12 protein-coding genes are annotated in these 15,615 nt (G+C 36.3%); 3 read left to right on the top strand and 9 right to left on the bottom strand.

What is annotated here, in order from left to right; all coding sequences use genetic code 11:
* Window positions 1-95: 95 nt before the first annotated feature.
* Window positions 96-1,685 carry an ATP-dependent DNA ligase gene (locus tag J7E57_RS12100; RefSeq protein WP_215128773.1) on the bottom strand — a complete coding sequence of 530 codons (1,590 nt, stop codon included), beginning with the start codon at window positions 1,683-1,685 and terminating at the stop codon, window positions 96-98.
* Window positions 1,686-1,687: 2 nt separating this feature from the next.
* Window positions 1,688-2,716 carry a ligase-associated DNA damage response exonuclease gene (locus J7E57_RS12095; RefSeq protein WP_215128771.1) on the bottom strand — a complete coding sequence of 343 codons (1,029 nt, stop codon included), beginning with the start codon at window positions 2,714-2,716 and terminating at the stop codon, window positions 1,688-1,690.
* Between the two features lie 155 nt (window positions 2,717-2,871).
* Here J7E57_RS12095 and J7E57_RS12090 point away from each other — a divergent pair, with 155 nt between their 5' ends.
* Together J7E57_RS12090 and J7E57_RS12085 are read left to right on the top strand one after the other, a co-directional pair.
* Window positions 2,872-3,483 carry a SatD family protein gene (locus J7E57_RS12090; protein ID WP_215128769.1) on the top strand — a complete coding sequence of 204 codons (612 nt, stop codon included), beginning with the start codon at window positions 2,872-2,874 and terminating at the stop codon, window positions 3,481-3,483.
* Window positions 3,483-4,193 carry a DUF3307 domain-containing protein gene (locus tag J7E57_RS12085; RefSeq protein WP_215128767.1) on the top strand — a complete coding sequence of 237 codons (711 nt, stop codon included), beginning with the start codon at window positions 3,483-3,485 and terminating at the stop codon, window positions 4,191-4,193. Before J7E57_RS12090 ends, J7E57_RS12085 begins: the two co-directional genes overlap by 1 nt.
* Window positions 4,194-4,226: 33 nt before the next feature.
* On the opposite strand, the gene J7E57_RS12080 is transcribed toward J7E57_RS12085, so the two are convergent.
* The 7 genes from J7E57_RS12080 to J7E57_RS12050 form a co-directional block, all read right to left on the bottom strand.
* On the bottom strand, window positions 4,227-6,398 hold the full coding sequence (locus J7E57_RS12080; RefSeq protein WP_215128765.1) for a S9 family peptidase: 2,172 nt from the start codon (window positions 6,396-6,398) through the stop codon (window positions 4,227-4,229).
* A gap of 98 nt (window positions 6,399-6,496) precedes the next feature.
* Window positions 6,497-7,144, bottom strand: coding sequence for a DUF4412 domain-containing protein (locus J7E57_RS12075; protein WP_215128762.1), 648 nt, complete (start codon window positions 7,142-7,144; stop codon window positions 6,497-6,499).
* 22 nt (window positions 7,145-7,166) lie between these two features.
* Window positions 7,167-7,943 carry an enoyl-CoA hydratase/isomerase family protein gene (locus J7E57_RS12070; RefSeq protein ID WP_215128760.1) on the bottom strand — a complete coding sequence of 259 codons (777 nt, stop codon included), beginning with the start codon at window positions 7,941-7,943 and terminating at the stop codon, window positions 7,167-7,169.
* Between the two features lies 1 nt (window position 7,944).
* Window positions 7,945-10,032 carry a ComEC/Rec2 family competence protein gene (locus J7E57_RS12065; protein ID WP_215128758.1) on the bottom strand — a complete coding sequence of 696 codons (2,088 nt, stop codon included), beginning with the start codon at window positions 10,030-10,032 and terminating at the stop codon, window positions 7,945-7,947.
* 3 nt (window positions 10,033-10,035) lie between these two features.
* Complete coding sequence (locus J7E57_RS12060) at window positions 10,036-12,066, bottom strand: helix-hairpin-helix domain-containing protein (protein WP_215128756.1); 2,031 nt, start codon at window positions 12,064-12,066, stop codon at window positions 10,036-10,038.
* A complete protein-coding gene (locus J7E57_RS12055; RefSeq protein ID WP_215128754.1) occupies window positions 12,056-12,268 on the bottom strand; it encodes a hypothetical protein in 213 nt (70 codons plus the stop codon). Before J7E57_RS12055 ends, J7E57_RS12060 begins: the two co-directional genes overlap by 11 nt.
* A 155-nt stretch (window positions 12,269-12,423) precedes the next feature.
* The gene (locus J7E57_RS12050; RefSeq protein WP_029274329.1) at window positions 12,424-12,759 is read right to left on the bottom strand and encodes a MerR family transcriptional regulator; all 336 of its coding nucleotides are present in this window, start codon (window positions 12,757-12,759) and stop codon (window positions 12,424-12,426) included.
* Window positions 12,760-12,875: 116 nt separating this feature from the next.
* Here J7E57_RS12050 and alaS point away from each other — a divergent pair, with 116 nt between their 5' ends.
* Window positions 12,876-15,572 carry an alanine--tRNA ligase gene (gene alaS / locus J7E57_RS12045; protein ID WP_215128752.1) on the top strand — a complete coding sequence of 899 codons (2,697 nt, stop codon included), beginning with the start codon at window positions 12,876-12,878 and terminating at the stop codon, window positions 15,570-15,572.
* The last annotated feature ends 43 nt before the right edge of the window (window positions 15,573-15,615 follow it).

Here is a 15,615-nt window from a genome sequence, read left to right as displayed (position 1 = left end):
CGAATGGCAGGACTTTCGATTCCGATGCGCACAGGAACCTGCTTTTCAAATTATTTTTTTATATTAATCTGTTCTATGGAGATCATGGTTTAATTTTACAATGTTGATGCTAACAATTGCCTCAAATCTTCCAAAGTATTAATTTCATTGGCTTTTTTGTCTTTTCGCCACCGCAATATACGTGGAAAACGCAACGCTAAACCTGCTTTATGCCGTTTACTTTCAGCAATTCCCTCAAATGCAATTTCGAAAACCAGTTCGGGTTTTACAGTACGTACCGGTCCAAACTTTTCAATTGCATTACGGGTTACAAAGGCATTTACTTCTTTAATTTCTTTATCTGTTAAGCCCGAATAGGCTTTTGCAATCGTGACTAAGTTTTCGCCATCACGAACAGCAAAGGTATAATCGGTAAAGAAATTAGCCCTTCTGCCACTTCCTTTTTGTGCATAAATCATTACCGCATCAACCGTGTAGGGATTGATTTTCCATTTCCACCAATCGCCCCTTTTTCGCCCACTATGATAATGAGAGCTTAACTTCTTCAGCATAATCCCCTCGCTGTTGATCGATCGGGATGTTTGTCTTAGCTCCGCCAATTCTTCCCACGAATGGCAATTGATTACCGGAGAGATCATCACTGGACTTTCAGCTAAGCCACCAATCAACCCCTCGAGTATTTTTCGTCTTATACTTAAAGGTTCTTCTCTAAAATCCTTGGCTTCATATTCTAAAATATCATAAACAAAAAAGCCAATGGGTGCATCTTCCAATTGTTTTTTACTAATCGTTTTGCGGTTTAAACGTTGTTGCAGCGTACTGAATGATAAAACCTGTTTATCTTGTACAGCCAGTATTTCACCATCTAAAACCACACCATCAGGCAAAACGTCGATCATAAAATGCAATTCGGGGAATTGTTCTGTAACCAGTTCTTCGCCACGGCTCCAGATAAAGAGTTCTCCATTCCGTTTTACAATCTGCCCGCGGATGCCGTCCCATTTCCATTCGGCCTGCCATTCAGAAATATCACCCAATTTCTCTGGTTCTTGCTCTAAGGCGTAGGCGAGGCAAAAGGGGTAAGGCCAGGAATTATCGGTATTCACATGGATACCATTTATCAGTTCGTGAAAAGTAATTTCATAAGGATTCCATTTCCCCATTATGCTATGCATAATCTGGGCGCTATCTAAACTGCTTTGTTTAGCCAGTGCATTCACCAGCATTTTGTTGGAAACACCAATCCTGAAATTTCCAGAAATCAATTTGTTAAAAATAAAACGTTCCTGTGTTTCGAGTTTATTCCATGCGCTCAGAATAAATTCTTTTTTAGTTTCATCATCTTTACCTTCCAGATCGTGCAAATCTTCAACCCATTTATGCAATTGAAAATCTGAGGTGTTTTCGGCAGGCGGCAATAACAGGGCGATGGTTTCGCTTAAATCGCCAACATTGGCATAACTTTCGGCAAATAACCATTCTGGCGTTTCGGTAATGTTTATGGCCCAGTATTTAAGCAGGGCTGATTTAATCGGTCTTTTAGGTTTTTTACCTGTAAACAATGCGATAACCCACACCTTGTCTTTATCATCAGCATGGTTAAAATAATTAACCAATGCCGCGATTTTATCGTTGGTTTTATTGCTCAGTTCGAGCTGTTGGATCAATTGGGCAAAACGTTTCATCGTTATTTATTTTCGTTTTGATCAGCCAGATCTACTTTATTCTCTTCATCATCTTCTTGCCCAAATTTGGTTAACACTTCAGCAGCTTCTATGCCTGCATCATTTAAAAACCGACTAAAGGCAGCCGTAAAGCCATGAGTAACATATACTTTTTCCGCTCCGGTTGCAGTAATAGCTTCCATTAAGCCGGGCCAATCAGCATGATCACTCAGCGCAAAGCCGGCATCTGCACTTTGCCAACGGCGGTGTGCCCGCACCTGCATCCAACCAGAACAAATACCTGTTACGGGTTGAGCTAAATTTTTGATCCAGCGGCTATCCCTCATAGCAGGTGGGACAATTACAATACCCTTCTGTAATTCATCCTTAGTAGTTTCAGGAGTAATTCTGATGGTTTTTGGAAGCTTTACACCTGCATCAATAATCACTTCATTCAGATTAGCAATGCTGTTATGTACGTAAATAGGAATATCACCAGCCAAATTTTTAATCAAACGTTGTGCTTTGCCCAAACTATAGGCAATTAATACACTTGTTTTTTGCTGTATAATATTATCGCTCACCCAACTCTTAATGCCATTAAAAACAATTTCTTGCTTTTGCCATTTGTAAACAGGTAAACCAAAAGTGCTCTCGGAAACAAAAGAATGACACTTAACAGGCTCGAAGGGTGTGGTAATGCCATCATCTTCAATTTTATAATCACCAGAGATTACACAAATTTCACCTTTATAAGCTAAACGCACCTGGGCAGATCCGATAATATGTCCGGCAGGAAAAAATGAAATATTCACCCCATTGCGGATAGTGCTTTCTCCATATTCCAATGTTTCTACGTTCAAATCTTCGCTGATCCTGCGTTTGATGATAGGCTTGGTTAAGGTATGGCAGAGATAGTATTTATTTCCAAAACGCACATGATCACTATGTCCATGTGTTGTAACCGCATAATCTACAGGCCACCAAGGATCTATGTAAAAATCGCCCTGCTTACAATAAATTCCTCTTTTGGTAAATTCTATTAATGCCATAGCTACTAAACAATAAATTTATTGATTAGTTTTAGATCAATATCGGCTAAATGCCCGATAATTTAAAATATCGGCTAATTACCCGATAAATAGAAATATCGGCTAATTACCCGATATTGGTTTTGAAATATGAATAATAAGTTCGATATTGTAATATGATTTGCATTATAACAGGTGATATTGTAGGCTCAAGAAAGATTAAAGATAGCTGGTTATTAAGCTTAAAAACCGCTTTAAAAATAGTTTCCGATCAGAATAGTAAGTGGGAGATTTACCGGGGGGATAGTTTCCAGGTAGAAGTTGAGCCAGAAAATGCCATCATGGCTGCTGCTTATTTAAAAGCATCTATCAGGGTAAATAAACCTGCAGATGTAAGAATGGGCATTGGAATTGGAGATATCAAAAACAAACGGAAAAAACTTTCAGAATCCAGCGGAGATGCTTTTGTAAATTCAGGAGCGGCATTTGACAGCTTAAAACAGGCTAAGGTTAATTTAGCCATTAAAACTGATTCTGCTGATTTTGATGAGGAAATTAATATCTTAATAAAGCTTTCGCTAATATCAATGGATAGCTGGGGAGTTGTAGCTGCCGAAATGGTAAAACTTGCCTTAGAGAACAGTAACCTGTTACAAAGCGAACTGGCGGCTATTTCGGGCCGAACGCAATCATCTGTAAGCGAAGCTTTAAAGCGTGCACATTATACAGAAATCATGGAAATGGACAGGCTTTACCGTAAAAAATTGAACCAAATGATTTTAAAATAATGGATATCTATTTAATCAAGCTTATCCTTGTCCATTTAATTGGAGATTTCTTTTTACAGCCAAATGCTTGGGTAAAAGATAAAGAAAGGAAAAAATTAAGATCAATAAAGCTCTATTTGCATGTGGCCATTCACATAGCTTTGATATTCCTTATTTTCTTAAACTTTGGCGTATGGAGGGTCGCATTATCAATAGGAGTGCTTCATTTTGTAATTGACGCTTTAAAATCAATTTTTCAGAACAAAAAAAATGCACGGATACTGTTTTTTGTTGATCAGGTTTTACATTTCATTTCGATAGTAGTGGTGTGGCACTTTTTTTATAAGGGAAGTTTAAACATCAGTTTTTTTAATGAAACCAAAACCTGGGTTTTAATTGCAGGGGCTTTATTTCTAACGATGCCTACATCAATTGTAATGCGGGTAATTATTGCTAAATGGCTTCCAGATAACCAACCAGACAGCCCGCAGTCGCTACAAAATGCAGGTAAGTATATCGGGATACTGGAAAGAGTGCTGATCTTCTTGTTTATCTTAACCAATCATTTCGAAGCTGTTGGCTTTTTACTCGCAGCCAAATCTATATTTCGGTTTGGCGATTTAAAAGAGGCACACGACCTTAAATTAACTGAATATGTATTGATCGGAACTTTGTTAAGCTTTGGTATAGCCATTGTAACGGCTATGCTTATTCAAATGTTTATTGCATAAAAAAAGCAGCCCGAAAGCTGCTTTTAAATTTTTCTATCTTGCTCCCGGAGGGCAGTTTTCTTTTAAAAACTTAGTGTAAGTTAAGGATAAATGTTTGCCGGTTCCTTCGCCCTCAGAGATACTGTGGGTGCGGTTTGGATAACTCATCAATTGAAAAACCTTTCCGTTTTTGATTAACTCATTAATCAGCATTTCGGCATTCTGATAATGTACATTATCGTCGCCAGTACCGTGGATATACAATAAATTGCCTTTTAAGTTTTTAGCATAAGTAATCGGAGAACCCTTAACATACGCCTCTTTACTTGGGAAAGGAGTGCCCATATAACGCTCCTGATAAACATTATCGTAGGTTAATTGATTACCAACCGCTGCAATTGCAATACCTGTTTTATAAATTTCTGGGTATTGGAACATCAGGTTTAAAGTAGATGAACCGCCACCACTCCAGCCCCAAACGGCAACACGGTCTTTATCCATAAAAGCATTAGTAGCCAATAGTTTTTTAGCGGCCATCGCCTGATCGCGGATATTGATTACACCAATGTTTTTATAAATACTTTTGCGCCATGTACTGCCTTTTGGAAGAGGGGCACCTCTATTATCCATTGAAATATAGATATAACCATCTTTGGCCATATCACCGGCATATAAACGGTTTCTCCCTGCACCATAAGTATCTAATGCTGTAGCCGAAGCAGGCTCACCATAAACATAAAATACTACCGGGTATTTCTTATCTGGATTAAAATTATCAGGTTTTTTCATCCAACCGTCCATTTCAATACCATCTTCAGTAGTTACTTTAAAAAACTCAACTTTGTTTTTAGTTGCAGCTTGTTTGGCTAATTGTGTAGTAATGCTCCCGTCCATTGTAAATGGATTCCCTGTAGTAAAGTTCATCCACTCTGTGATTGGCTCAACAAGCGAACTGTTATATGAATGGCGGGCAAAAGCAGCATTTGGAGAAATATCGTAATTATGTGTTCCCAGTAAAACCGAAGGTGTAACCTGTTCTAATTTACCTTTTCCATCTAATTTGGTTTTAAATAGATATTTCTGAGTGGCATTTATTGGTGACGCCAGAAAATAGACCATGTTATTTTTTACATCGATCAATTTTACATCAATCACATCATAATTGCCTTTCGTAACCAATGTTTCTTTTTTTCCATCCAAACTGATTCTATATAGGTGGTTCCAACCATCCTTTTCAGATACAATGGTAAACTCTTTATTATCATTTAACCATTTCCACTCATCCTGTGCATCAATCCAGGCTTTAGCTTTTTCGGTATAAACTGCTTTTGCCGATCCTGTACCTGCATTACAAATGAATACTATACTTTCGTTTTGCTCGCGGTTAAGCTGTTGTAAAATAATGTCATTACTGTTAGGTACCCACTGCATACGTGGAATATAGTGCTGAATATTATCTCCGGGAACATTTAACCAGTTCGTTTTGGCCGTTGCAATATCCACCACACCAACTTTACAAGCCGACGGATTTTCGCCCACCTTTGGATATTCTACAGGAATGGTATATGGATAAATGGAATCTGTATTATTGATCATTAAGAAATTTTTGATCTTCGTTGCATCAAGCTGCCAATAAGCAATCGATTTGCCATCCGGACTCCATCTAAAACCATCGCGACAATCAAATTCTTCTTCATAAACCCAATCGAAAGTACCGTTAATCATTCGGTCTGTACCATCAGTGGTTAAAGCTTTTGCACCAGTTCCATCAATATTTTCTACATACAGGTTATGTTTACTTACATAAGCAACCTTGCTGCCATCGGGCGATAATTTAGCAAACATTAGTGATGAAGCTGGTCTATCTTTTCCAATTTGAGTGATTTTATTGGAAGTTAAATCGGCCAACCAATAATCTCCACGTGTATCGTAACGCCAAACTTTTTTACTATTGGTGTAGATTAGTGCTTTCGAACCATCATCCGATAACTGGAAACTTCTTACTGTAATAGCATCATTTTTTCCGGCTGGCGTTAATAATGCTCTTGATATAATGGTTTTTCGGTCGTTTTTAGGTAATGTGATAGAAATAATTTCTCCATTTCTGGTAACCTCATAATAGGAATTACCGTCTTTTGCCCAATTGATATTTTGAGCTTTTGCATCAATTAGCGCGCATAATGCTATACAAGCAATTGATAATCTTAATAATAATTTTTTAATCATATATAGTTTTTGGACATAAAAAAAGCTTTTCAACTTTCGGGCTAATTTAAATAAAAAGCCTGCAGTTAAAAAGCTGTAAATTATCTGGAATTGATTAATTATTCACCACCACCTTGCATGGCTTTCAATTCTTCCATAGTTACTATATCGTAACCAGTAGGAATTTCAGTGCTAATCGCACCTACTTTAGCTTCAGAAAGAGATTTTAGAACCAGATCTGAATTTACGCCATTAATTACAGCCGAATATTTTACAGGAAGTGCACCTAAACCTTTAAAGAAACCACCATTGGTAATTGAAGCAATATCAACATCTTTTGTTGCCCATAATTCATGAGCTCCACCTTTATCATCTTTGTAGGTATATTTTTCAGCACTAAATCCAGCAATTGTCTGTTTTTCACCAGTTGCTTTATAATCAGAATATTTTGGCAATAATGCTTCTTGTGCTTCTGTTTCTGCTTTGCTCACCTTTACCGCAAACTGTTTTTGAGCTACAGGAACATCAATTAATAATAATCCGGTTTTATCTGCTGTATTTGAAATGATGTTAACCATTGCAGGGCCATTTTCAATTTCTATTTTGGTTAAGTTCCCATTAAATTTAGTTTTAACATCGGTTGTTGTACCATTAGCAGTTACTGCAAATACCAAAGTACCTTCAGCAATTTTCTTTTGCGCATGAGCAATTATAGCAGTACTTACTAAGATTAAAGCTATAACACTAGTTTTGATTGATTTGAACATGTTTTTATTTCAGTTTAGTTTTTTACCAATTAATTTTTTCTTTGTTTAAAAATGAAGAGATTCCTTTTTTAAAATCTTCACTCTCTCTTACACGGGCATTTATCTGTACCGCAGTTTCCAAGCATTTTTCCAATAGGGGGTTGGTTGTTTGCGTAATCAATTGTTTAGTAATCATTAACGAATTACCAGAGCTCCCGCTGCACAAACTTAATGCAAATTCTCTTACTATTTGATGAATATCGGATGAATTTGTTACAAAATTTATCAAATTATATTTCAATGCCTGCTCAGCAGAAAAGATTTTTCCAGTTAGTAAAATTTCCTTGACTATGGATTCGCTCACTTTTTGTTTTAAAAAACAAGAAACAATAGCAGGTACAAAACCAATTTTCACCTCAGTATACCCAAAATTACTTTCAGGGGTAGCAAAAACAATATCACATATCGTGGCCAAACCACAGCCGCCGGCAATGGCATGACCTTCTACCTGTGCAATAACGACTTTTGGTAAATAATAAATGGTTGTAAAGAGTTTTTTTAAATGATTAGAATCAGCCACATTTTCTTCAAATGTATTGTGCTGCAATTGCTGAAGATATGCTAAATCGGCACCAGCACTAAAAGTATCGCCATTTGCATTCAATATTACCACTTTTACCAGGTCATCTTCAGATGCTTTTATAAATGCAGAAGTTAATTCAGCGATAAGTTTGGGGTTTAGCGCATTTCTTTTTTCGGGTCTATTGATTGTTATCGTTGCTATTCTTTCAGCAACCTGATATAAAACCAGATTTTCCATGTTATTGGGTTAGTTGCACCAAATATGCTTTATTTTTCTTTAAAACATGTACATCTATATCATTATTCTCCATACACTTCTTTAAGATCTGAATTTTATAATCTTTATTAGTAGCATCGATTATTGCTGTTTTATATTTTATATCAAGGTTCATTTTGGCTAAATTAAATTTAGTATTTCCACTTAGCCAGATACTTGAAAAAGTAGCATTTCCGTTTATATTTTTATCATTCAGGTTTTCATCAATCAACAGCACCTTATAATTAAAAAAGGCAATTTGCTTGTTCTTTAAAACGAACTGCCCCAAAACGGTATCTTTGTTAAAACTAATAAAACGTATTTTGTTTACCTGTAATTGCGTTAATGCCGGAACAATAGAAAAATCATAATTTTTATCTTCAACACTTAAATCTGAAACCAAAACAGCTTCTTTTCCATTAATAAAAGCAGCTGCATAGTTTTTTCTTAGGGAAAAGAAAATAATTTTCCTTTGATGAAAAGCATTTAGATCATCGTGTACAATCAAAAGTTGATAACAAACAAACAGCATTAAAGAAGAGAACAAAAGTCGTTTGTTTAATTTCGCCAAGGCACAAATAAATAACCCGAGCGATAGGCTCAACAATGCAAATTCAGGCAAATTAATCCATATTGATGAAAAGCTGGCATATGGTAAATTGGCAATCCATTTTAATACGGCATTTGTAAAATTTATTACCCATTCGAAAACCGCCGCTAAAAACCTGAATGCCGGAATTAATATTGCAATTCCTAAATACATCATTAACACCAATGGGATGGTGATAAAAAGATTCGCAAAAAGAAAGTAAAGTGGGAATTGATGAAAATAGTAAATGCTTAATGGAAACGTGACTACTTGTGCGGCTAAAGACATAGCTGTGAAATTCCATAACTTATCTAGCCAAATATGTTCAGTATAAAGAAGGCTATAAATTTTAGGCTGAAGATAAATTAGTCCGAATACGGCCAGATAGGAAAGCTGAAACCCAACATCTAAAATTAAAAACGGATTGTAAACCAGCTGACAAAATGCCGAAAAGGCCAAAACATTATAACTATTGGTTTGCTTCGATAAAACTTTAGCCGTAATTAAAATACTGATCATTACAGCCGAGCGAACCACAGAAGGTGATAACCCTGTTAACAAAGCATATCCCCAAATCAAAGTGCAGATTAACAACAGTTTCACAATCCTTAGCGCCCGATTTTTGTTCAAAAAGAGGAACAAAAAATCCAAAACGACATAAATAATGGCTACGTGTGCTCCTGATACAGATAAAGCATGAATGGTTCCTGTTTTGGAATAGGCCGATAAAGTTTCTTTGCTTAAATCAGCACGGTAACCTAAAATAAGGGTAGAGGCCACTGCAAAAGCTTCATCACTTTTAATCAGGCTTCGGTATTTTGCAACCTGCTTTTCTCTTAAGTTTAAAGCCATCTTTATAATGGGATTACCATTATTATTTTTGTTGCTAACGATATAATTCTGATCTATAAAAGCCTGATGATAAATATTCTGACTGCCCAGCCAGGCTTTAAAATCAAATTCTGCAGGATTATATGGAGGCTCTATTTCGGTATATGTAGCTGGGATCATGATTTCGTCGCCATACTTTAATTTAATAGGTTTTAGACCATCTAATTTTATGGTAAGAAGCATCTGCCCCGACAACCTGATCTGTTTGTCTTTTTGATATCCCGATACTACCTTTGCTTTAAAACGTAAGATGTTGCTACTTTGCTGAGGTTCATTGTTCACCCAAACTTTTAAATAGCTGCACGGCGTTTTTGCAAAGTAATTTTGGTTTAAACTTTCGTTATGGAGCAAGCAAAGTAAACCGCCAAGGCTGAGGAAAAGTGTAAAAATTAAAATACCAACAGCTCCCTTGTAACGGTAAACATTTAATTTTTTATAAGTAATATTCAACAATAAAATGCACAGTAAAACAACAAGTAAGACTGAGGCCCACCATTGAATACCTATGCTTTTTGGAAAAAAATAAAAAATGCAGATACCTAAAAGAAAAGGAAACAGGATCCTGACAAAAACATATTCGGACTTAAACATTGTTTAAAATTGATAGCGTACCTGAACTTTAACTTCTGATTTTTTATTGCCCTTAATTTCATCCAGGTAAGTACCTACTGTTTCTACGTCCTTATAAACAAACAACCCATATCGAACCCAAACATTTAGCTTCTTAATTATACTGTATTTCAGGTTAAAATAAGTCCTAAAACCTCTTCCATTATACATTCCAAAAGCAAAACTGTACAAAACATCATCTTCATAGGCATAAATTCTGCTGTTATAACTTGGGGTATTGAAATAGGCAAATCTTACATTTCCTGTTAGCTTAGCGAACATTGGAGAATAGTCTACATCCTGATAAACGAGATAACCAAATTCTCTATTGGCACTACCTTTTTTATATTGTGAAATCTCTAGCCTGTTTTGGAAGTGCCAATTATTATTCAATTGCCAGCTTGCCTCTGCCCGATAACCTTCTCTTTTTACATTGTCTAAAAAGTTAACAGGCACATCTAAATCCGTATTTTGTTGTTTATGTTCTGTTTTAAATCGGACTAAAATTTTAAAGGTTTTGCTTGGTGTATAAACGGCCTGGGTTAAAATCTCGTAACCTTTTGATGGCTCATCAACACGGTACTTTAACCACGGGAACCGAAAATAATCACCATAGAAAGAAAAAGCCCATTGTTTATTGGGATTAATATTTAGGCCAGCATACAATCCTTTTTCATTTACGGCTTCGCTCGATTCGGATACTGCCTGATTAAAGAAACTATGATAATCTTTATCATAATCGCGATAAGTTAAAGCAGCAGAAACTGTTGGTGACAAACTAATGAGGACACCGTTAATATAGGCAATGCCACCACCTAAACCCTTGGCTGCCTCGCCATAGAGGTACATATTTTTATATGTATAATTGTAAAACAACCCCAAATTGGTTAGCGCTTTACCTGTGAAACTATATCGATCGTAAGCTGCTGTTTGTGTAATAAAACGGCTCTTATAACGAGTATGGTAAGCAATTGCGCCAACAGCAAATTCGTTTTTGGCATATTGAACTGTGGTACCAAATACGCTTTGCGCTAAAACGCCTTTATTCTTAATCTCAGTAGGGGTTCTATGTAAACCAGTTTGATTAATGGTGGCCTGAACTAAATTTCCTTCTGAATCTAATTTTTGGCTAGCATCAAGATTGCGGAACGAAACAAAAGGGGTAATGTCTACATTTTTAAATAAGTTAATCGTTGCAGCGCTTCCTCTAAAAAAAGAATATTCATTCGTGGAGTTATAAGGCCTTAAACCTAAATCTTTTTTAGCTACGCTGGTTACATCAGGACCTTTGCCAAAAGAAAAACCCGACCATAGTGTTAAGCCCTGCCCAAATTGCAATGTATAATCGCCAACTACCAGTTTTTTTAGCCTACCCAATTTGAATAACGCGATATTGCCCGAATAAAAATCGAAAGGCTTGCCTATAAATTTTTCACCAGCATCTTTGTCTAAAGTAATGGCTGCTGATAGAATTGAGCTATAATGATATCTGTAGCGCATCTGAAATCTTTCCGGCGAAGCTAAATACCGGTTCCCGGGTAAATCTGTATAACCTTTTTGTTTTTGTAGGGCCTGGGCAAAGCGCATCATCAAATCATTTTCACCAGTACGTACAATGTTTTTAAAATTGAGCTGCTGGTATTCAGCGATATTGGTCAACGTTACAAATGGGAGGAGATTATGCACGGTTTTAATATCAAAACCGTCAATACTTTGTAATTCCAGTACATCTGTAAGCTGACCATTTTCCTTTAGATGTGTAAAGAAATTACCAATCTGTAGAGGGGAAAGGAAAACCAAAGTTTTTAATTCTTCAACTGAAGTACGATTTAGATTAATTGGATGTTTACGATATTTTTCCAATACATCAATCAGTTCAGTCATATCGTAATCATCGGGGAGGTTTTCGGCCATACTCTCCAAAATATCACGTGTATCTGTTTCCTCAGTATTGATTTGAGCATTCGCCATGAATCCAATCATTACAAATGCAACAATTAAGCTCTTAAACCGCATAGCCACCTCCAATTAGAAATTTATCATAAAGGTTAACAGCCCATGCAGTTACCATTTCTCTGTTAGGGATCAATGTAATTCCAAAAGAATTTTCTCGAAGAAAGAAATGATTAACTATGGCAGATAAACAGCCACCCAAATGGTTTTGGGAAAATAAAAAATAGAGGAAAAAGACAAGCAACAATACATACCATATTTTCATAATCAGGGTTTATACCAGTTAATAAAAAATAGGGGTGATTGATGTTTTGGTTTTGCTAATATAGAAAAATAATTAGAAAACTACAAAAAATGTATTTTTCTAATTACATAGGAGTAATACAAAGAAAATTGATAATGATAAAGGAAATAAAATATTTACAGTTCTTCTGCCAGGTTTACCAAAAAACCTTTCAGTTTTTCTAACGAATCTATAATTTTTTGATTCTCTCTAACGCCTGTTTTATTATTCTTTAAATAGTCTTTGGCACCTTTTAATGTAAATCCTTTTTCATCAACAAGGTTGAAGATGATCTTTAGATTTTCGATGTCTTCTGGAGTAAAAAGACGGTTGCCTTTTTTATTTTTCTTGGGCTGTAGGATATCGAATTCCTTCTCGTAAAAACGGATCTGAGATGCGTTAACATTAAACATTTCAGTCACTTCGCCCATGGTATAATACATTTTATTAATGTCTCTTTCTTTATACGGCATATTTTGTGCTTGATTATGAGTGTCTTATATCGATTAATTAAAGTATTCAAATGTAGCTCGATTTTTCCTTAATAACGCAATAAAATTTTAATTTTGTTCCCTCCAATAATATTGAAATGACAGCAAAAGAGATTAGACAGGCATTCCTTAGTTTTTTTGAATCGAAACAACATCATGTTGTTCCTTCCGCACCGATTGTGGTTAAAAACGACCCCACTTTAATGTTTACCAATGCGGGTATGAACCAGTTTAAGGATCTGTTTTTAGGAGAGGCGGCCATAAAATATTCTCGTGTTGCTGATACACAACGTTGTTTACGTGTTTCGGGCAAACATAACGATCTGGAAGAAGTAGGTATTGATACTTACCACCACACCATGTTCGAAATGTTGGGTAATTGGAGTTTTGGCGATTATTTCAAAAAAGAAGCTATTGCCTGGAGTTGGGAACTATTGACAGAAGTTTACAAAATCCCGAAAGAAAAATTATATGTCACCTACTTTGAAGGCGATGAAAAAGAAGGTCTGGAAAAAGATCAGGAAGCTTACGATCTTTGGAAACAATATGTTGATGAAAGCCACATTTTACCTGGAAATAAAAAAGACAACTTCTGGGAAATGGGCGATACCGGGCCATGCGGACCATGTTCTGAAATCCATGTAGATTGCCGTACTGATGAAGAAAAAGCTTTAGTTGATGGTGCTACTTTAGTAAATGCGGATCATCCTCAGGTAATCGAGATCTGGAATAATGTATTTATGCAGTTTAACCGTTTAAAAAATGGTTCTTTGCAAAGTTTACCAGCTAAACACGTTGATACAGGAATGGGCTTTGAGCGTTTGGTACGTGTTTTACAGGAAAAAACCTCTAACTACGATACCGATGTTTTCCAGCCGATGATTCAGTTTATTGCAGAAAAATCTGGCATTAAATATGGTGCTGACGAGAAAACCGATATCGCCATGCGTGTTATGGCCGATCACATCCGTGCTATCTCCTTTGTTATTGCCGATGGTCAGTTACCTTCTAATAATAAAGCGGGTTATGTAATCCGCAGGATTTTACGCAGGGCCGTACGGTATGCTTATACTTTCTTAAACTTTAAAGAGCCTTTCCTAAATCAATTGGTTCCTTTATTGGCTGAGCAATTTAAAGGTGTATTTGATGAACTGATTTCGCAACAGGATTTCGTTCAGAAAGTAGTGCTGGAAGAAGAAGTTTCTTTTTTGAGGACTTTGGGTAGGGGGATTAATAAAGTTTTAGATTATGAGCGAAAAAAGTATTTAGAAAGGGGATATGATATTAGTAAATGGGATTCTCTTACTAAAGAAAATGTTCTAGATAAAATTGCTAACTCTTTTGTAATGGATGGAAGCTTTGCATTCGAATTATATGACTCTGATGGATTTCCTATTGACTTAACAATTCTTATAGGCAAAGAAAGAGATTTTACTGTCGATATTGATGGCTTTAATACTGCTCTTGGTGAACAAAAAAATCGTTCTCGAGCCGCTACTGCAATTGATACTGGTGACTGGATTTTAGTTAATGCAGAAGATCAAAGCGAATTTGTAGGCTATGATGACTTAGAAATTGAAACTGAGATTTTAAAATACCGTAAAGTAAAAGCCAAAGGCAAAGAACAATACCAGATTGTTTTACGCCAAACACCTTTTTATGCTGAAAGCGGTGGTCAGGTAGGAGATACCGGCCGTTTAGAAGATCACAGTCGGCAGTTTTGGGTAGACATTACCGATACCAAAAAAGAAAATGGCTTAACTGTTCATTTTACCGATATCTTACCCGATAATTTAGAAGGTAAATTTTGGGCTGTTGTAGATGAAGATAAACGTATTTTAACTGAAGATAACCACTCTGCCACACACTTACTGCATGCGGCATTAAAACAAGTTTTAGGCAAACATGTTAACCAAAAGGGTTCGTTGGTGAATGCAGATTACCTGCGTTTCGATTTTTCTCACTTTGCTAAAGTTACTGATGAGGAATTAGCTCAGATTGAGGTAATTGTGAATCAGAAAATCCGTCAGAACATTAAATTAAAGGAACAGCGTAGCGTTCCTTATCAAGATGCCATTGAAAGTGGTGTAACGGCTTTATTTGGCGAAAAATACGGCGATTTTGTCCGCATGATTACTTTTGACGACCATTTCTCTAAAGAACTTTGCGGTGGTACACACGTAAAAGCTACCGGGCAGATCGGTTCATTTAAAATTGTTTCTGAAAGTGCTGTAGCAGCTGGAGTTCGTCGTATCGAAGCCATTACTGCTGATAAAGCTGAACAATACTTCTTAGACCAAAGAAAGGAACTTGGTCATTTAAAAGCATTGCTAAACGGAAGTAAAGATCTATCGGCGTCCGTTCAAGCATTGTTGGATGAAAATGCAAAACTGAAAAAGGAAATTGAAAAGTCGACAATAGAACGGGTAAACACCTTAAAGCATGAAATCGTTCATCATGTAAGAGGGATTAACGGTATTAACCTGATTGCTAAACACATTGATCTACAGAGTGCTGATGCAGTTAAAAATCTTGCTTTCTCTTTGAAAGACATGGTTGATAACCTGTTTCTGGTTTTTACTACAGAAATTGATGGCAAACCGGGAATTACCGTAATGCTTTCTGATCACCTGGTGAAAAAGGGATTAAATGCTTCTAATATTGTTCGCGAGTTGGGTAAAGAAATCCAAGGTGGCGGTGGTGGACAACCGTTTTATGCTACCGCAGGCGGTAAAAACCCGGCTGGCTTAAAAATTGTTCTGGAAAAAGCGGAAAGTTTTATTCCGCATCATTGATTGAAAGATGCTGAACTAAATCCGATAGCTATCGGATTAGCAT

The sequence above is a fragment of the Pedobacter sp. ISL-64 genome (assembly GCF_018613605.1).
GTDB lineage: Bacteria > Bacteroidota > Bacteroidia > Sphingobacteriales > Sphingobacteriaceae > Pedobacter.
This window is presented reverse-complemented; position numbering and strand designations above follow the sequence as displayed.